Origin of the sequence: Sphingomonas sp. 1185 (assembly GCF_040544655.1) — a bacterium.
Classification (GTDB): Bacteria; Pseudomonadota; Alphaproteobacteria; order Sphingomonadales; family Sphingomonadaceae; genus Sphingomonas.
Genome location: NZ_JBEPKL010000010.1, coordinates 13,610 through 32,187, shown reverse-complemented (window position 1 = coordinate 32,187; position 18,578 = coordinate 13,610). Strand labels below are relative to the sequence as shown.

The window sequence follows — 18,578 nt, the reverse complement described above, 5'->3', positions numbered from 1 at the left end:
CAGTCAGGAGGACAGGATGATGATCGCGGATACCGAGTTGCTCGTCACGCGCCATGGCGTGCGGCTGCACGTTCGTCCCACGCGCGAGGAGGACGAGGCCGCGCTGGCCGAGTTCTTCGCGCGCGTCTCGCCCGAGGATTTGCGCTTCCGCTTCCTGACCAGCGTGCGGCAGGTCAGTCACGAGCGGCTGACCGGGATGATCCGCGCCAACGATGCCGCCAGCACCAGCCTGATCGCCCTGGCCGATGACGGGTCGGTGCTCGCGGCCGCGATGCTGGTGGGGGACGACGCGACCAGATCGGCCGAGGCGGCGATCGCGATCCGGCATGACCGGAAGGCGCAGGGCATCGGCTGGACGCTGCTCGACCATCTGGTCGGCCATGCCAGGCAGAAGGGATATCGCACGATCGAGGCGCTGGAGGATCGCGACAACCGGTCCGCCATCACCCTGGAACGCGAAATGGGTTTCGAGCCCCATCCGGTCGAGGGCGACCCCATGCTGATCCGGCTGAAACGCACCATCGTCTGACCGAACGGCCCGCGGATCGCCCGTCAGGGGCGGCGATCCGCGGGCGGACCTACCCGCCCTCCCCCTCCTGTCGGCAGGGCCGATCGCCACCCATGCGACGGCTGCCCGGGTCAAACGCTTTGACTTGCCACGCCTCGATGACGTAATGATACATCATATCAATGATGAGAGCTTGGTATGAACAGCGCATTTTCGATCGTCGAGACCGGGCAGGCCCGCCTGCCGGTGACCGTCCTGTCGGGCTTTCTGGGGGCGGGCAAGACCACGCTGCTCAACCATATCCTGGCCAATCGCGAAGGGCGGCGGGTGGCGGTGATCGTCAACGACATGTCCGAGGTGAATATCGACGCCGATCTGGTGCGCGGCGGCGATGCCACCCTGTCGCGCAGCGAGGAGACGCTGGTCGAGATGACCAATGGCTGCATCTGCTGCACGCTGCGCGACGACCTGTTGCAGGAGGTCCGCGCGCTGGCCGAGGCCGGGCGGTTCGACCATCTGGTGATTGAGAGCACCGGCATCTCGGAGCCCTTGCCGGTCGCCTCCACCTTCTCCTTCCGCGATGAGGCGGGGCAGTCGTTGGGCGATGTCGCGCGGCTCGACACGATGGTGACGGTGGTCGACGCCATCAACCTGCTGAAGGATTATTCGAGCCAGGATTTCCTCGCCGATCGGGGCGAGTCGCTGGGCGAGGAGGACACGCGCAGCCTGGTCGGCCTGCTGGTCGAACAGATCGAATTCGCCGATGTGGTGGTGGTCAACAAGGCGTCGTCGGTGTCCGCCGAACAACTCGCCACCGTCAAGAAGCTGGTCGCCAGCCTGAATGCCGATGCCCGGATCATCGCCTGCGACCAGGCGCGCGTTCCGCTGGATGCCATTCTCGACACCGGCCTGTTCGACGAGGAAAAGGCCGCGCAGCATCCGCTCTGGGCGAAGGAGCTGTACGGCTATGCCAGCCATGTCCCCGAGACCGAGGAATATGGCATTGAGAGCTTCGTCTACCGCGCGCGCGCGCCGTTCGATCCGGTGAAGTTCCATGGCTTCCTGACCGATGGCGGACTGGATCATGTCGTGCGGGCCAAGGGGCATTTCTGGCTGGCAACCCGGCCCGACTGGGTCGGCGAACTGGCGGTCGCGGGCGCGCAGACGATGACCGCGCGCCTGGGCCGCTGGTGGGCCAGCATCCCGCGCAACCAATGGCCCGACGACGACCGTTTCGAGCGCTTCGTCGCGGGCCATTGGAACGAGATCTGGGGCGATCGGCGGCAGGAACTGGTCTTTATCGGCATCGGCATGGACGAGGCGCGGATCCGCGCCCGGCTCGACGCCTGCCTGTTGCCGGTCAAGGCGTTTACGCCCGACCTGTGGATGGGCCTGCGCGATCCCTTCCCGGCCTGGGGCGAGCGCGCGCTGGAAATGGCCGAATGAGCCGGATCGCGACCGCCGCGCACGCGCTTTCGCGCCTGCCCTTCCGCGCCTCGCTGGCCTGCGCCCTGCCGCTCATGCTGACGCTGACCGCCCCCGGTCGCGGCGACCGAACCCCAGGCGAGCCCGATCCTCGCCACCGACGGCACGCGCCATGGCAGCGTCAGCGTGCGGGATACGGCGTCGGGCGTGCTCCTGCGGATCGAGGCGACCGGCTTGCCGCCGGGATGGCACGGCATGCACTTCCACGAGAAAGGCGATTGTTCCAGCGCGGGCTTCAGCTCGGCGGGCGGCCATGTCCATGCCGCCAAGCCGGTCGTGCACGGTTTCCTGGTGCCGGGCGCCAATGACGCGGGCGATCTGCCCAACCTGTTCGTCCGGGCGGACGGCAGCGCCACCGTCGAGCTGCACTCCACGCTGGTATCGATGACCGGCGCGGGCGGACGCCCCGCGCTGAACGATGCCGACGGCGCGGCGCTCGTCATCCATGCCGAGCCGGACGATTATCGGACCCAGCCCATCGGTGGCGCAGGCGCGCGCATCGCCTGCGCCGTCCTTCGCTGAGCCGTTCCGCATGATGCTTTTCCACGACGGCGCGAAGTCCGACCCGTTCACCCCCGACAAGGATGAAGACATGATCCGCAAGGCCGGTACTCCGGCAATCGCGCCATTTTCCGGCGCCCTCGCTCGGCGGGGAGGGATCGCCCATGGCTGAGTCGCATCCGGCGCTATTCTCCGGTCCCGAGTCGCTGATCCCCGTTTCGGTGCTGACCGGCTTTCTGGGCAGCGGCAAGACGACCCTGCTCAACCAGTTGGTCCGCGCGCCGCAGATGAGTCGCGCGCTGGTCATCATCAACGAGTTCGGCGCGGTCAGCCTCGATCATGATCTCATCGCCCGGTCGAATGACGATCTGGTGGTCGAGATGATCGGTGGCTGCCTGTGCTGCACCGTCCGGGGCGACCTGGCGCGCACCCTGCGCGATGCGCCCTGGCGCTTCGCCCGCGATGGCCTGTGCTGGTTCGACCGGGTGGTGATCGAGACCACGGGCCTCGCCGACCCCGCGCCGATCCTCCACACGCTGATGACCGACCATCGGCTGCGCACGCTCTACCGGCTCGACGGCGTGATCGCGACGGTCGATGCGGTCAACGGCATGGCGACGCTCGACGCGCAGGAAGAGGCGGTGAAGCAGGCCGCCGTCGCCGACCGCATCCTCCTGACCAAGACCGACCTCGCCTCTCCGCAGGACCAGCAGGCCCTGACCGGGCGGCTGCGCGCGCTCAACCCCGCCGCGCCGCTGATCGTGGCGGTCAACGGCGCGGTATCGCCGGACGTGCTCTTCGATGCCGGTCTCTACAATCCCGAGACCAAGACCAACGATGTCCGCCGCTGGCTGGCGGCCGAGGCCTATGACGATCCGCACCATCATGGCCACGACCATCATCATCACGGGCACGATCACGGGCACGATCACCACCATCACGACCATGACCATCATCATGACGTGAACCGGCATGACGATCGCATCCGCGCCACCTGCCTGACCTTCGACGAACCGTTGAAGGCGCATGCGTTCGAGCGGTGGCTCGATGTCCTGGCCATGTTCAAGGGGCCGGACATCCTGCGCATCAAGGGCATCGTCAATCTGGAGGACGAGCCGAACCCGGTGGTGATCCACGGCGTGCAGCATGTCTTCCACCCGCCGGTGGTGCTCGACGCCTGGCCGTCCGACGACCGGCGCACGCGGCTGGTGTTCATCACCCGCGATGTCAGCGCCGACGAACTGCGCGGCACGCTGGCGCTGATGACGCTGGGGCTGGACTGCTTCGGGTTGCAGGGTCTGGTCGACGATGTTCCCGCCTCCGGCCTGCTCGGCGTTCCATAGCCCGCCCTCCCCTGGCCGCCCCGATCGTCGCGGGCGACCAGGGTGCGACGGTCACTGGAGCCCATATCCTCGCGGCGCGCCCAGCGTCATCGCCAGCATGATGCGCGTCGAACAGATGGCGCAGTCGAGCGCGCTGGCCGCGCCCTTGTTGCAATCGATACAGGCGCGGCGGCGCATCGATCCGTCCAGCAGCCCGAGCAGCAGGCATTCGTCGTCCGACCGCGCGCACTCCCCCACATCGATGCAACGGCCGAGCGCGGCCTCGCACAAGGTCAGATAGCTGTCGAACACCGGCGCCAGCATCTCGCAGCGATGCGGGGCCAGCATGCGGTGCAACGCCTGTTGCACCGGCCTGCCCCCATCGCGCGCATAGCGCCAGCAGCGCGCGGCGGCCGTCAAAAGCCCGGCGGCATCGGGGGCCGCGCCCATCGGCGCTGGCGGGTTCATGAGGCTTTCCGCTCGCTTCGGACATGGGCTCATGCCGGTTTCCTTCGACGCCTTACTGGGACTCCGTCATTATAGCATTTGATAGTCATTATCAACAAAGAGTCATGTCGTGGCGATGCGCGGTGCGGCCCAGACGCTGTCGCGTGGCCCCGCCACCGCACGCCGCCGGGCGGCACGCGCCATGATGGCAAAGCCGATCGCCCCCAGGGTCGCGACCCCGTCGACCAACTGGCTCGCACCGGGATGGCTCCAGCCCTGGGCGAATATGGGGGACAGGAGCGTGGTGAGCGGAATGGCGGCGGTCGCCCCGGCGGCGACCCACAACAATTCCGATCCGCTGCGCGCCGCACCACGGATCAGCGCCCAGGCGACCGCCGCGACGAACACCAGATAATAGATGCGCCCATGCCATGCGCCGATATCGGCGCGGTCGGCGGGCAGCCACTTGGCGGCGGCGATCGTCAGCGATATCCCGGCGACGCAGCCCAGCGGCACGCCCACGGTCAGGCTGCCGAGGATGCGGGTCGCGCGCGTCTGCTCCACCATAGCCGCCTTGCGCTCCTTGCGGCGGCGGCTCTCGATCCACAGCAGATTGCCCGAGTAGAACAGGAAGGCACCGGCAAGACCCAGCAGGAAATAGGACCAGCGCACCGACGCGCCGCCGAAGCTGCCGAAATGCAGCGCGAAGAAGGAGGTGACCGCCGCGAACCACGGCCCCTGCCGCCCCGGCATATAATCCGCCTCGGTAATCGCACCGGTGCGGGTGTCGATCTCCGCCCGGCCATAGGTGGGCGCGCGCATGCCATAGCGCTGGTCGACGCCCGTGAGATCGCCCTGGGCGCCACTCTTGGCATCATGGCGATAGGTGATCGAGCGCAGCGCGAAGCCGGGCGCCTGTGCCGCGATCCGCCGTTGCAGTTCGACGGGCGACAAGGTGCCCTGCACCGCCTCAAGCGCGGGCGGCTCCGGCGGACCGGGCGGCGGCGGGGCCCGCCGCTCGACCCTCGCCGCGCCGACCCGATACACCGCGCCCTGGGCGGCATAGATCTGGTCGTGAAACGCGAAGATGACGGCGGTGACGGCCATGACGATATGGAAGGGCAGGCTGAACAGACCCAGAAGATTGTGAAGGTCGAGCCACATCCGCTTGATATTCTTGCCGAAGCGCAGCGCGAACAGGTCCTTGGCAAGGCTCGGCAGCAGACAGATGACGCCCGAGACGATCGCGACGGCGTAAAGCAGCGAGACCAACCCCATGATCGGCATCGCCGTCCTGCGATCGAGCGGCAGGCCGACCTGCTGGTGCAGTACGTCGACCAGTTCCGCGACCGGCGAGGCGTCCTGCCGGACCACCTGCAACGCGCCCTCCGGGGTCAGCGCGGCGAGGAAGGTCGGGCCCGGCGCGCGGCGGTTGCCGGTGGTCCAGCTCAGCCGTGCAGGCATGTCGGGGCCGGTGTCGAAATGGACGGTATAGGCGGCACGCGCATCGGGCCGCGCGCGCAGCACCTTGGCGATCAGCTCGGGCGTGCGATCCAGCGACGGCGGCGGCGCGATGCTGGCGGGGGCGGAGGCCCATCGGTTCAGCGGCTCGGCGAACATCGTGATCGCGCCGGCATAAAAGGCGATGAACAGCGCCAGCCCGGCGATAATGCCGACCCAGCTATGCACGTCCTTATAGGTCTTCAGAATATCGGTGCGCATCGGCGATCACCCCAGAAGCAGGCGCGCGGCGATATAGGCCGCCCAGGCCATCAGATTGGCGAGCGCCAGCCAACCCCATGCGCGCGCGCCGCTGCGGAACAGGAAACAAAGGCCCAGCACCAGGCACCAGATCGGCGACACCAGCCACATGGCGAGCTGTTTCTGCGCGCTGAACGGGCCATCGTCCGTCGAGAATAGCGCGGCGAACAGACAGGTGAGCGCCAAGGCCAGCGTCAGCCCCAGCAGGGCGGCGGCCGATACCTTGCCGAACCAGTCGCGACTGGTGAGAAGCGGACGGCTCATCGCGCCGCCTCCCGCCGGAAGCGCCACCAGCGGACCGCCACCGGGACGATGCTCCAGACCAGCATCGCCCCCGTCATCCAGGTGAAGACGGCGGTCGCCGGGCCCTGCACGGTCATGAGCAGCGCCAGCGCGACCGCCAGCAGCACGATCCCGGCGATCCGACCGGACCGCCGCGCCCCGCTACCGGCGATCAGGGCCTGATGCGGCGTGCCCACATAAAGGCATAGAGCTCCGCCGATAATGGCGAAAGCGGCGCACCAGGCCGCGATCACGGCGCGGCCCGTGCAAAGGCGAAGCGGATCGCCGGTGCCATCGCCGCCAGCATCGTCGTTCCGTGCGTCTGGCCCGGCAGCGGCAGGAAGCGGGCATGGTCCGCGCCGCCGCCCCGATCGAGCGACCGCGCCAGCTCGGCGGGAGGTGTCGCGGCCGCGTCGCCCTCCGCGATCAGGATGCGGGGATGCGCGGCCCCGGCGGTCGCGGCCTCACGCGCGATCAGGCCGTTGCCGAACCAGAGCGACGGGCTGACCGCGACGACGCCGCCGAACATCGCCGGACGGGTCAGTGCGGCATGCAGCGCGAGCAGGCCGCCGAAGCTGTGGCCGAGCAGCGTCTCGCGCGATCGATCGACCCGCCAATGCTGGCGGACGAACGGCTGTACCTGTCGCTCGACGAGGTCGAGAAACGCCTCGGCCCCGCCGGTCGGCCATCCGCTGCCGGGGCTGTTCGCGGGGATCGTCCAGCCAGGCGTGGCGGGGGTATAGTCGCGCGCGCGGCGCTGGAACGAGCCCGCCGCGATCCCGACGACGATGCCCTCCCCCACGCCGCTGCGCGCGCCTGCCCCGGCCAGCCGACGCGCGGTCAGCGCCGCGATCGCGAAATTATCCTCGCCGTCCAGCACATAGAGCACCGGATAGCCGGAGGGCGGCGGCGGCGCCTCCGGCCAGGCGACGAAGAGGCGATACGCCTCTCCGTCCGGCGCATGGACGACCCGCTCGACGCTGCGCGGCAGCGTATAGGGCGGCCCCGCAGGTGGCTCCGGCATTGCCGCCGCAACCGGCGACGCCAGCGCGAGCAGGCCCGCCAGCCACGCGCTTACCACCGGTATTGCAGCCGCAGGTTCAGCGTGCGCCCCGACCCGTAGAAACAGGCCGATGCCGCCGAGCACAGGGCGACATAGCGCCGGTTGGTCAGGTTGCGCGCATTGACCGACAGGATGATGCCGCTGGCAAAGGCCTTGCGCAGGAACAGGTCGTACAGCGTATAGCCCGGCACGCGATAGGCGTTGGCGGTATCGCCATAGGACACGCCGACATAGCGCACCCCGCCGCCCAGGCCGACGCCGCCCAGCGCCCCGCCCTCGGCAAAGCGATAATCGGCGAACAGCGACCCCATCCAGTCGGGCACCTGGGTCAGCCGGTTGCCCTGCTGCCCCTTCGCCCCGCGCGTGATCTCGCTGTCCATATAGGTGCCGGTCGCGATCAGGCTCAGGCCACCGATCAGCGTCGCCTTGCCCTCCAACTCGACGCCACGGATGCGACCCTGGCCGGTCTGCACCTGACAGGTCGTGCCCGCGCAGACATGGCTTTCGTCCGGGTCGGGGCTGGCGAGATTATTCTGGGTCAGCTGGTACATCGCGGCGGTGAGCAGCGCGTTGCTGCCCTGCGGCTGGTATTTCACGCCGACCTCATATTGGTCGCCGGTTGTCGGCTTGAACGGCGTGCCGTCGAAATATTGCCCGGTCGTCGGCTGGAACGAGGTCGAGTAGCTGGCATAGGGCGCCACGCCGCTCGGCGAGATCCAGGTCGCGCCCGCGCGCCACGTCATCTTGTCGGCCTTGGTCACCGTCACCGGATCGGTGGTGCCGGTCGCCAGTTCGTTGACCTGATGGTTCTTGGCCCAGTCGTAGCGCGCGCCCAGGGTGACATGCAGCTGGCCGAGCGAAAGCTGATCCTGGCCATAGGCGCCGACCTGTTCCAGCCGCGCATTCAGATGGACCTGCGGCCGGAGCGTCGAGAGGATCCGCCCCACCCCTTGCGACACGGGGTTGAAGATGTCGGGCATCGCCGGAACGTCGGTCGACAGGTCGCGCAGGTGCCGCCATTCGGTGTCGAGCATGTCGACGCCCAGCAGCACCCGGTGCGCCAGCCGCCCGGTGTCGATGCGCCCCTCCAGCTTGGTATCGAGGCCATAGCCGTCGGAATGGCCGACGCCGCGCACCGCGCGCCGGTTGATCGTCTTGCCGTTGGACAGCGTGCCGCCGCGCAGCACCGTCCCCTCGAACAGCGTCTCGACACGGGTATAGCGACCATTTTGCCGCAGCTCGAAGCGATCGGAAAAGGCATGGCGCAGTTCGTAGCCGAGCAGATACTGGTTGCGGTCATAGGTGTTGAACTGCGGCTCGCCCAGAAAGGCGTCCAGCCGGATATGACGTCCGCCCGCGCCCGGCTGGCGCGATCCGATATCGGGCAGGAACTGGAAGGTCGATCCGCCTTCGTCGCGCTGATATTGCGCCATCAGCGTGACGCTGGTCGCCGCATCGGGCGCCCAGGTCAGGCTGGGCGCGATGTAATAGCGGCCCGTCTTGATCGAATCGATCTGGGCATCGCCATAGCGCGCCAGACCGACCAGCCGTGCGGTGACCGTGCCATCGGCGGTCAGCGGCCCCGATACGTCCGCCGCGCCCTGATACTGCCACTTGCCGAGGCTGGTGAACCCGGCCCCCTGCAACATGATCTCGCCGCGCGGGGTCGCGGTCGGCCGCTTCGTCACCAGATTGACGATACCGCCCGGCGCCACCTGCCCGAACAGCACCGCCGAGGGGCCCTTCAGCACCTCGATCTGCTGGAGCGCGAAGGGATCGAAGGCGGTGCGCGTCCATTGACCGCCCGCCGGCAACCGGATGCCGTCGAGGAACAGATTGTCGCTGAAGCTGCCCGCCGAAAAGCCGCGCACCGAAAAGCTGTCGGCGCGGCTGTCGATGCCGTCCTGCTCGGCCTGGACCCCGGCGGTATAGGCCAGCGCCTCGGTCACGCTGTGCACCGCGCGGACGTCGAGTTCCTCGCGGGTGATGACCGAGATGGATTGCGGCACTTCGATCAGGCGCGTCGCGGTCTTGGTGCCCGACGTCGCCTGGGTCTGCCCCGTGGCGGTCACGACGATGTCGGTATCGCGAAGCGCATCGCCCTTGTTATCCTGGGCCGCCTCGGCCGAGGTCGCCGCCGACAGCAGCAACCCGATACCCAAACAGATTTTCATACGTCTCCCGCCCCTTGGTACGCGCCGCCCTGACGGCGCTTCCGTGATAATTCGGGGGCGTCTAATGGCGTCAGCTAATGAGAGTCAATCGCATATGAACAGGATGTTGTAATGTTTGAGGAATATCGGCCACATCCGGCAAAGGGCGACGCCTTCCTCCCCTCGCCCCTCGCAGAGGGGAGAGGGTTGCGCAGACTTGGCCTTTGCGAGAGCAAAGGCTTAGTCGGAGCTGGGTGAGGGGTGGGCGCTCGCGAAGCGAGCGCGCGAGCCTTTGGGCTCGCTGTACCCCTCACCCAAGCTGCGCGAGCCAGAATTCGCTAACCCTCTCCCCTGCCCAGGGGAGAGGGAAGAAGACGCAATCCTGAATGTCGATCCGACCTAGAGGTCGAGCCCCAGCGCGGCGCGATCGGCGGTGGCGCTGGCCAGTTCGGCGCGCGCGGCGGCGATCCTGGCCTGGGCGTCGATCAGGCGGACACGGGCGTCATTGGCGGTTTCCTCGCGCTGGTTGACCAGGAAGAAGTCGCTCGATCCCAGTTCGAAGCGGCGCCGCTCGGCCGCCGCGAGCCGCTCGGCCAGTTGCCGTTCCTGGTCGGCGATCCCGGCCAGCTTCTCGGCCGCGCCGACGCCGATCAATATGCCTTCCACCTCGACCGCGATCTGGTCGCGCAGGAACCGGCTGCGCGCCGCCAGCGCGTCCATCTCCGCCTGCGCCTCCGCGATCCGCCCCTTGGCCGCGCGGTTCTGGAGCGGCAGCGAAAAGCGAAAGCCGACCGCCGCCTCAAGCGGGGTGCGCGACGGTCCGCCCAGCCCGACCGGGCCGATATCCTTGCCCGCCTCGCCCCGCAGGTCGAGCCGGGGGCGCAGGTCGTTCTGCGCCAGGGCCAGCCGAGCCGTCCCCTGGTCGATCCGCGCCAGCAGCATCTGGATGTCGGGACGCTGCTGCGCGAAGTCGGCACGCGCAGCCGCCGCCACCCCCGACAGCGCCTCGGCCCCCTGTGGCAGACGGTCCGGCCCGACCAGCAGCGGCTCGCCCGCCGCGTCGCGGAAATAGAGCGACAGCGCATTGGCCGCCGCCTGGAAATCGCCTTCCGCCCGCACCACCAGCGCCCGGCGGCGCGCGAGATTCTGGTCGTTCTCCGCCAGCAATATGTCGGGCCGCGCGCCCAGCTGGACCTGACGCGCCAGGCCGCCGCGACGGCTCTCGGACAGCGCCAGCAGGTCGCGATAGGCGCGCAGCCGCAGGCCCGCCGCCACCCAGTTCTGATAGGCGTCGATCGCGCGCCGCTGCACCCCGATCGCCACCGCCTCGCGCTCGAACCGCGCAATGTCGATATCGCCCGAGGCCAGCGTGCGGCGGGTCCGACGCTCGTCCACCAGTCGGTCGCGCAGCAGCGAATAGAGCGCGCCGACCTTCACCTCGCCCAGGCGGTTGGTATAGCTCTGGTTCTCATAGACCGGGAAATCGCCCCGGCTGACCCGGTAGCCGCCATAGACATAGCCGCCATTGTCGCCCAGCGGACGGGTCGCGGTGGCCGAGGCGACGGTGCCGTCATAATAGCCCAGCGTGCGCGACCGGCCCTCCGCCTCGAACACCGTGTCGAACGCGCCGTTCGCGGTCAGGGCCCGCCCCTCGGCCGCGCGGACCTTGGCCAGCGCCTCGACGATCTGCGGCGCGGCGCGGGCGGAGGCGCGCAGCACTTCGTCCAGGGTCAGCGGCCCCGTGCCGGTGGCCTGCACCGGCACCGGGTTGGGCCGGATACGCTGTGCCGTGGCGGGCGCGGCGGGCGCGACGAGCATCGACAGGATCAGCAGCGGCCGGATCATTTGGGCTTGCCCGCCTTGGCCGCGATCTTCTTGTCGTCCTCCTTCTCGGTGGTCTTGTCGCCCGCGACCTTGCCGAATTCCAGCGGGAAGTCGTTCAGCTGGCGCCAGAGTTCATAGCCGACGCTGACCGTCTCCCCCTGCACCCAGCCCTGCACCTTGCCGCCCAGCCGGACGAAGCGCCGCTCGGGCCAGGCGGGCTTGCCCGGCACCGGCTCGACCAGGATGCGGAACAGCCCCTGGGCGTTGGCGGTCGGGTCGATGCTGCGGATGCGGCCGTCGAAAAAGCCGTAGGCGACCGATGGCCAGCCGCTGAACTGGATCGCGGGCCACCCCTCGAATTCCAGCCGCACCGGGCGGCCGGGGCGCAACAGCGGCACGTCGCGACCGTCGATCATCAGTTCGACCGCGCGCTCGACCTGTTCCGGCGCGACCACCGCCAGCGCCGTCCCGGCGGACACCAGCGCACCACCGGCGGTGGCGTTGAGATTCTGGATACGGCCGTCGCGCGGGGCGCGGACGAGCTGGGCCGACTGGCGGTTCAGCTGGACGTCGATCCGGTTGAGCTTGGCGCGCGACTCCGCCAGCTTGGCCCCGGAGTCGGACACCTTGATCTGCGCCTGTTCATAGTCGCGCCGCGAGGCCAGCCCTTCGGCGAACAGCTGGCGGGTGCGGTTGACGTCGATCTGCGCGACCGCCTGCGACTGGCGGACCGAGGCGATCTCCGCCTCGACCTGCGCGCGCTCGGCGGCCAGGCGCGACAGCAGATTGGGGTCGAGATCGACGATGCGCGCGATCGGGTCGCCGCGCTTCACCGGCTGGCCGTCCTGGACATACCAGCGCTCGACCCGTCCGGGGACCAGCGCGGTCACGTCCTGCGCGCGGTCCTCCGGATCGAGCGCGACGACCTGCCCCCGCCCCTGCGCGGTCTGGAGCCAGGGCACCGCGAACAGGATGAAGACCACCACCGCGATGCCGACCGTCAGGATCCAGGCGATGGCGACCGCCACGCGCGGCGGACGCAGCGAGGCCAAGGTGCGGAAATGCGCAAGATGCTCAGGCAGATGCGACATCGCCATCCTCCTGACGATAAGCGGCCTGAAGATCGGCGAGATGGTCGAAGCGCCGCTGCTCGGTCAGGCCCAGATAGAGATACCCGTCCAGCGTCAAATCCTCGGGCCGGCCGGTGCAGAGCAACACGGTGGTGCCATGCGTCTTCAACAGGCGCAGCGCCGCCAGCAGCCGCTGCGGCGGCAACAGGTCGAACAGCTGGCCGAGCAGCAACAGCCGGGGCCGGACGAGCAGCGCATTGGCCAGCTTCAACGCCATGGTCTCCCCGACGCTGAGCGGATAGCCGGTCGAGCCGAGCAGGGTGTTCAGCCCCTGCGGCAGACTGGCCAGACGCCGCTCGAGCCCGACCATGGCGAGCGCCGCCATCGCATCCTCGGCACGTTCGCCCGAGGCCAGGCGCAGATATTCACGGATCGTGACCTCGACGATGGTCGAACGGTCGAGCACCGTCACGTCCGAGCGCAGATGGTACATGTCGAACGACCCCAGATCGCTGCCGCCGATCCGCACCAGCCCGCGTTCGGGCACCACGTGCCGTTTCAGCAACATGGCCAGCCGCCGCTCCGCGCCGGGTTCGGCGACGGTGACGAGCTGCTCGCCCGCCGCCAGCGTCAGATTGTACCGCGCCTGGTCGAACCGGACATCGGTCATCTTCACCGCGCCGTCGCGCGGGCCGTTGTCGCCCAGCACCTTGGGCTCCTGCGGAATGGCGAACAGCAGCGACAGCTCCTCGGAACTGGCGACCAGGTCGTAGAAAGTATCGAGATACAAGCCGAGCTGCGAAATGCCGTAGAAGACGCCCGACAGGATCAGTTCGGCGGCAACCAGCTGGCCCAGCGACAATTGCCCGCGCAGGATCAGCATGCCGCCCAGCAGCAGCAACCCGGCACTGGCAAAGGCATAGATCAGCAGGAACGCGATCGTCTGCGCGAACTGATAGCGGAAATAGCGGCGATGCGTGTCGACATAGCTGGCGGTCATCGCCTCCGACCGCGCCATCGCGAAGTCGAGGTGGCGCAGCGACTTGTAGAAGCCGTTCGATCCGCCGACGCTCTCCAGCCAGCGCGCGGCATTGTGCTTGGCATGGCTGAGCGCGACCGCGCCGCTGATCGCCCCGCGCCGCCAGAGCAGCCAGACGAGCAGCACCGCCGCCACCAGCACGGCGTTGAAGGCCAGGAAGACCGGGTGGTAGAAGCTGGTGATCGTCAGCCCGATCGCCGCCTGCAACATGATGGTGAACGCCCCGATCACCAGGCTGGGCACCGATTTCTGGACGACGACCAGATCGAAGAAGCGGTTGAACAGGTCGCCGCGATTGCCGTCCGCGAAGAACGGGTCCTGCGCATGCACCGCGCGCAGCGTGACCTCGGCCACCACGCGCGAGAACAGGCGGCGCTCGAACGCAGCCATGATCCACACCCGAAGCGCGCTGAGCCCCGCGACCAGCAACAGCAACAGCAGCAGCACGCCCGACAGCGCCCAGAGCGGGGCGGGCATCGCGGTATTGGCCACGCTGTTGATCAGCAGCTGGACCGAGATGGGCGTGGCCAGCGCCAACAGGCTGATCGCGATGGTATAGACCATGCCCAGCCGCACATAGGCCGCGTCCGGCCCCATGATCTGCGCCAGCCAGCCGACCGCGTCCCGAAATCCCAACCGCTTCGCTGCCACGAAGGCCCCCTTTTCCGTTTCGACGCGCCCCATCGCACCGAAATTTTTCTGGATCGTTTCTGCGGCGTAAAGAAAGGTACGAAGCGGCCTAATCTATGTCGTTTTTCCCATCATGCCTTCCTGCGCGACCGCAGCGAGGCGGACGGATCAGAAGGCATCCCAATCATCGTCGGCCAGCGCGACATTGCCCTGGACACGCGGCGCCGGGGCGCTGCTGCGGATGCGCGGTGCCGCCGTCGCCACCCGGTCCTGAAGCGCATGGACCGGCGAGGTCGGCGCGGGCGCGGGCATCCCGATGCGGAAACGGGCGATCTGGTTGGCCAGGCCATCGGCTTCCGCCGCCAGGCTGCGCGCGGCAGCGGTCGCTTCCTCGACCATCGCGGCATTCTGCTGGGTCACGCTGTCCATCTCGCCGACTGCGGTATTGACCTGCTGGAGCCCCGCCGCCTGCTGTTCGGCCGCGCTGGCGATCTCGCCGACCAGGCTGCTGACCTCGACGATCCGGTCGATGATGCCGGTCAGCGCGTCCCCGGTCTCGCCGACCAGACGGACGCCCTCGGCCACCTGTTCGGAGGACGCGCTGATCCGGTCCTTGACGTCCTTGGCGGCGTCGGCCGAACGCTGCGCCAGCGCGCGGACTTCGGAGGCGACGACGGCGAAGCCCTTGCCCGCATCGCCCGCGCGCGCCGCTTCGACACCGGCGTTCAGCGCAAGGAGATTGGTCTGGAAGGCGATGCCGTCGATCACGCCGATGATCTCTGAGATTTCGTTGGACCGCCGCTCGATGCCGCTCATCGCCTCGACCGCGTTGCGGACGATGCCGCCCGACCGCTCGACCAGTTCGCGCGCGTTGCGCACCGCCGCATTGGCGCTGGCGGTCCGCTCGACGGTCGAGCGCATCGTCGCGGTGATCTCGTCCATCGCCGAGGCGGTTTCCTCCAGGCTCGCGGCCTGCTGCTCGGTGCGCATCGACAGGTCGTCGGAGGCGGTGCGGATCTCGCTCGCGCCGCCGTTGATGCCCGACACGGCGGTCGACACCCGGCCCAGCGCGTCCTGCAAGGCCTCGGCGGCGGCGTTGAAGTCGGTCTTCAGCTTGGCGAACGGGCCGGTCAGCTGCGTGTCGATCCGGGTCAGCAGGTCGCCGCGCGCCAGTTCCGACAGGCCATGGCCGATGCTGTCGACGATCAGCGTGGTCTGCTCCGCCTTGGCCCGCTCCGCCGCCGCAAGCTGGTCGCGGAACCGGGTCATCGCCTGGGCCAGATCGCCGACCTCGTCGCGGCGATCGGCTTCGGGGACGGACACATGCATATCGCCCGCCGCCAGTCGGCCCATCGCATCGGTCATCGTGCCCAACGGCTTGGCGATCTGGCGGATCAGCAGGACGAGCAGCGCCACCGTCAGCGCCACCGCGGCCAGGATCATCGCGAGGGTGATCAGTCGCCCGGTCGTGGCGATCGAATCGGCCTTGGCACGCGCCGCGTCCATCGCGGCGGTATAGGCATCCTCCGCCCGGCCGAGCGCGGCGTTCTGCGCGTCATAGTCCTTGACCTCGGTCAGCGCGCTGGCCTGCGCCGCGGCGACCTCGTTCTGGCGGGACAGGGCGATCGTGGCGGGGATATGATCGAAATAGCGCTGCCAGACGGCGGCGAAGTCCTGCATCGCAGCCTTCGCGGTCGGGTCTTGTTCCAGCGACGCGACCTCCACCAGCGACCTGTTGATCATGTCGGCCGCCTTGCGCATCGCCTTTTCATGCGCGGCCATCACCTCGGGCGAGGTGCTGACGATATGGGTCATTTCCTCGGCGCGGGTGTTCGACGTCTGCGTATCGATGCTGTGGGTCAGCTTCTGGAGACGTGCCAGCCGCTGGGCGATATCGGCGGCATTGGCGCTCAGGGCGTTCTGATTGCGAATGGACAGCCCGCCGACGATCAGCAAGGCCACCAGCACGACGGCGAAGCAGCTTATCAGCTTCGTACCGATCCGCAGGTTCTTCATTGCAAACTCCCTGTATCTCTCGAATTCGTCGCCATGCCCCCGCATAGTGGCATCAGACGATAGACATGCCGGGTTAACAAAAACCTTTGCAATGGGCCCCTCCCCGTGCCGAAGCGTCACCGCTGCCGCATTCGCCCCCAGTCATGGGACAGGCCGAAAAGGATCGCGCGGGTATCGGTGATGCGATCGTTCACGGCGATCGCCAGCGGCGTCCGGATCACCGTGCGGATCGCGCTGTCCTGCACCAGACCGCGCGCGGTCAGCGATGTGGACCAGCGCGAGGAAATCTTGTGCCTCCAGACCAGATCGACCGCGCTGGTGCCAGTCCGGGTGCCCAGCGGAATCAGCTCCGGCCCCTGCCGGTCGGCATCGACACGCAATGTGTCGCGGTGCGTCGCCTGCCAGTCGAGCGAGCCCTGGAGCGAATAGCTGAGAAGCGCGGCGCGATACGTGCCCGCCTGATCGCCGCTCGTCGTCCAGTCGGTCCGCAAATTCCCCGTCAGCGAATATCGCAGCGTCCCACCGACGGGGCCCGACAGCACGACCTCTCCCCCGGCCGAATGCCATGTGCCGTTGTTGCGCGCGACGCGGAGCAGGACATTGTCCGACTGGAACACATAGGAGTTTCCGATCAACCGGTCGGTCCGCCGCGAATAGAGCGTTGCCGTCGCCTGAAAGCCCGCATGGGCGAAGCCATATTCGACCTCGACACCCGTGACGTCCTGCGGGCGGAGCAGCGGATTGCCGATCGACAGATTCTGCGGATCGATGGTTACGACGACCGGGCTGAGCTCGGTCGAATCGATCCTCTCGCGGCTGCGCGACACGCGAAACGCGAGATGGTCGCGTCCCAGGTCATGCGTGACCGACAAGCGATGCGCAAATCCCGCGACCCTGCGCCGTACCGACGTCGCTTCGGGTGAGGTCGCGGCCGTAATGCGAATGGCCTCTACCCGTGTCCCCGCTTCGATCGCCCAGTCCTGGTCACGATAGGCCGCCGCCGCATGGATGGCCGCGATGGTCTGAACGCCATCGAAGGTGGCGAGCGACGGCATGGGAAGCGCGCCCGCCTGGGCGGGGTCGAAGGCCGCCGCGCCGTTCGCGACCCGTTCCCCCTCGCGTTTCCACTCCGCCCCCGATTGCAGCGTCCACCGCTTGCCGAGCGGCAGGCTATGGTCGATGGCGACGCGGTCGATGGTCGAGCGGCTGCGGAACAGGACGATCTGACCCGAAGCCGGTCGTGCCGGGCTGTCATGGATCGTGGTGAAGGGACGGTCCCACCGCAGCCCCGTCTCGCTATGCTGCGCCTCGACCGACAGGGACGGGCGGTCGGCCGCCACCTTTTCCCGGTAATAGAGCGAAACGTCGCGCGCGTCGTTCCAATAGGTTCCGCCCCGGACGCGCCGATAGAGGGCCGTCACACCGTCCCGCAGTTGGTCGCGATGATCCTCGAAGACGGTATTGATCGGCGTCCCGCGTGAGCCCATCGCCTCCAGTCCGATCTCGTCATTGGCGGTCGCGGCATAGGACAGGGTGCCGGTAAGACTGGCCGATCGGCTGAACGTCGGGGTAAAGCGCGCGACCGTGGCAAATCGACCGATCTCGCCGCCGTCGCGATTCAGCAGACGCCGATCGTCAAGGACCGTGCTGAGACGCACATCCTGTCGCAAGGCGGTATCGATCGACATCTTCCATCTGCCCGACCGCAGCATGGTGTCGGCGGACAGCGTCCGGCCACCGGAGTCGCCGACGCTGGCGGCGAGTTTGCCGCTCAGCCCCTCCTCTTTCGGCTTCTTCAGGCGGATGTTCAGGATCATGCCGCCATTCGCGTCGTAGCGGACCGAAGGGTTGGTCAGCAATTCCACCGACTCGATCGACCCGCCCGACAATGCCTCCAACGCCATGACCCGTTCCGGGCCATTCAGCGCGGCGGAAGGGCGTCCGTCGATAAGGATGCGGACCTTGTCGCTGCCGCGCATCGTCACCCGCCCATCCGGCGCGATATGGACCGAGGGAATGGTGTTGAGGAGGTCGACCGCGCTTCCACCCTCGCCCTGGACGCGATCGGCGGTGGAATAGACCACCCCCTCCAGCGTCCGCTTGGCCGGCAGGCGGCGGCCCCGCACCAGTATCTCCTTGTCCTCCGCCTTGGATGGCGGCGGGAGCGGGGAGGTCTGGGCCAGCACGATACCCGGCGCGACCAGCGCGAGGGCAATACCCGACGTCAGCAGGCCGAGCCATGATCGACGTTGCGGGATCGGACATGCGGCATGCACGAACGAAGACATGGCAAACCTGCGAGAATGGCGACGCTCCCTCTTGTGGAGCACTGTTTGGCTATCGCAGCGGAAAGCGGCGCACCAACGATCAATTGTCCGCCCTGCCCCCAAATTCTTTCATGGTAGGCGAAGGATCGTGCGGCGCGCCTGTCGCATCGGCGGCAAGCCGTGTACGACCCGCCATCGAGCGGCAGGGAG

General features: G+C 68.2%; 15 protein-coding genes and 1 pseudogene. 5 read left to right on the top strand and 11 right to left on the bottom strand.

Annotation, left to right across the window (positions count from 1 at the left end):
• The first annotated feature begins 16 nt into the window (after positions 1–16).
• From ABIC44_RS09215 to ABIC44_RS09195, 5 genes and pseudogenes are all read left to right on the top strand, one after another.
• On the top strand, positions 17–529 hold the full coding sequence (locus ABIC44_RS09215; protein WP_354295026.1) for a GNAT family N-acetyltransferase: 513 nt from the start codon (positions 17–19) through the stop codon (positions 527–529).
• Between the two features lie 177 nt (positions 530–706).
• Positions 707–1,954: a GTP-binding protein gene (locus ABIC44_RS09210; RefSeq protein WP_309694038.1), complete on the top strand. Its 1,248-nt coding sequence runs from the start codon at positions 707–709 to the stop codon at positions 1,952–1,954.
• 114 nt (positions 1,955–2,068) lie between these two features.
• A pseudogene (locus ABIC44_RS09205) lies at positions 2,069–2,515 on the top strand (superoxide dismutase family protein); the annotation flags it as partial.
• A gap of 10 nt (positions 2,516–2,525) precedes the next feature.
• Positions 2,526–2,666, top strand: coding sequence for a hypothetical protein (locus tag ABIC44_RS09200; protein ID WP_354295022.1), 141 nt, complete (start codon positions 2,526–2,528; stop codon positions 2,664–2,666).
• Positions 2,659–3,837: a CobW family GTP-binding protein gene (locus ABIC44_RS09195; RefSeq protein ID WP_354295020.1), complete on the top strand. Its 1,179-nt coding sequence runs from the start codon at positions 2,659–2,661 to the stop codon at positions 3,835–3,837. Before ABIC44_RS09200 ends, ABIC44_RS09195 begins: the two co-directional genes overlap by 8 nt.
• Before the next feature lie 51 nt (positions 3,838–3,888).
• On the opposite strand, the gene ABIC44_RS09190 is transcribed toward ABIC44_RS09195, so the two are convergent.
• From ABIC44_RS09190 to ABIC44_RS09140, 11 genes are all read right to left on the bottom strand, one after another.
• Positions 3,889–4,317, bottom strand: a complete 429-nt coding sequence (locus tag ABIC44_RS09190; protein WP_309694029.1) for a hypothetical protein — start codon at positions 4,315–4,317, stop codon at positions 3,889–3,891.
• Positions 4,318–4,386: 69 nt separating this feature from the next.
• On the bottom strand, positions 4,387–5,985 hold the full coding sequence (locus ABIC44_RS09185; RefSeq protein WP_354295018.1) for a PepSY-associated TM helix domain-containing protein: 1,599 nt from the start codon (positions 5,983–5,985) through the stop codon (positions 4,387–4,389).
• A 6-nt stretch (positions 5,986–5,991) separates the two neighbouring features.
• Positions 5,992–6,288, bottom strand: a complete 297-nt coding sequence (locus ABIC44_RS09180; RefSeq protein WP_307104233.1) for a hypothetical protein — start codon at positions 6,286–6,288, stop codon at positions 5,992–5,994.
• Positions 6,285–6,560: a hypothetical protein gene (locus ABIC44_RS09175; RefSeq protein ID WP_354295016.1), complete on the bottom strand. Its 276-nt coding sequence runs from the start codon at positions 6,558–6,560 to the stop codon at positions 6,285–6,287. Before ABIC44_RS09175 ends, ABIC44_RS09180 begins: the two co-directional genes overlap by 4 nt.
• Positions 6,557–7,387 carry an alpha/beta hydrolase gene (locus ABIC44_RS09170; protein ID WP_354295014.1) on the bottom strand — a complete coding sequence of 277 codons (831 nt, stop codon included), beginning with the start codon at positions 7,385–7,387 and terminating at the stop codon, positions 6,557–6,559. Before ABIC44_RS09170 ends, ABIC44_RS09175 begins: the two co-directional genes overlap by 4 nt.
• Positions 7,381–9,543, bottom strand: a complete 2,163-nt coding sequence (locus ABIC44_RS09165) for a TonB-dependent siderophore receptor (RefSeq protein ID WP_354295012.1) — start codon at positions 9,541–9,543, stop codon at positions 7,381–7,383. Before ABIC44_RS09165 ends, ABIC44_RS09170 begins: the two co-directional genes overlap by 7 nt.
• Positions 9,544–9,921: 378 nt before the next feature.
• On the bottom strand, positions 9,922–11,367 hold the full coding sequence (locus ABIC44_RS09160) for a TolC family protein (protein ID WP_354295010.1): 1,446 nt from the start codon (positions 11,365–11,367) through the stop codon (positions 9,922–9,924).
• Positions 11,364–12,437, bottom strand: a complete 1,074-nt coding sequence (locus ABIC44_RS09155; protein ID WP_354295008.1) for an efflux RND transporter periplasmic adaptor subunit — start codon at positions 12,435–12,437, stop codon at positions 11,364–11,366. Before ABIC44_RS09155 ends, ABIC44_RS09160 begins: the two co-directional genes overlap by 4 nt.
• The gene (locus ABIC44_RS09150; protein ID WP_354295006.1) at positions 12,421–14,106 is read right to left on the bottom strand and encodes an ABC transporter transmembrane domain-containing protein; all 1,686 of its coding nucleotides are present in this window, start codon (positions 14,104–14,106) and stop codon (positions 12,421–12,423) included. Before ABIC44_RS09150 ends, ABIC44_RS09155 begins: the two co-directional genes overlap by 17 nt.
• A gap of 147 nt (positions 14,107–14,253) precedes the next feature.
• On the bottom strand, positions 14,254–16,101 hold the full coding sequence (locus tag ABIC44_RS09145; protein ID WP_354295004.1) for a methyl-accepting chemotaxis protein: 1,848 nt from the start codon (positions 16,099–16,101) through the stop codon (positions 14,254–14,256).
• Positions 16,102–16,217: 116 nt separating this feature from the next.
• Entirely contained in the window at positions 16,218–18,389 is a 2,172-nt protein-coding gene (locus tag ABIC44_RS09140) for a TonB-dependent receptor domain-containing protein (RefSeq protein ID WP_354295002.1), read from the bottom strand.
• Between the last annotated feature and the right edge of the window lie 189 nt (positions 18,390–18,578).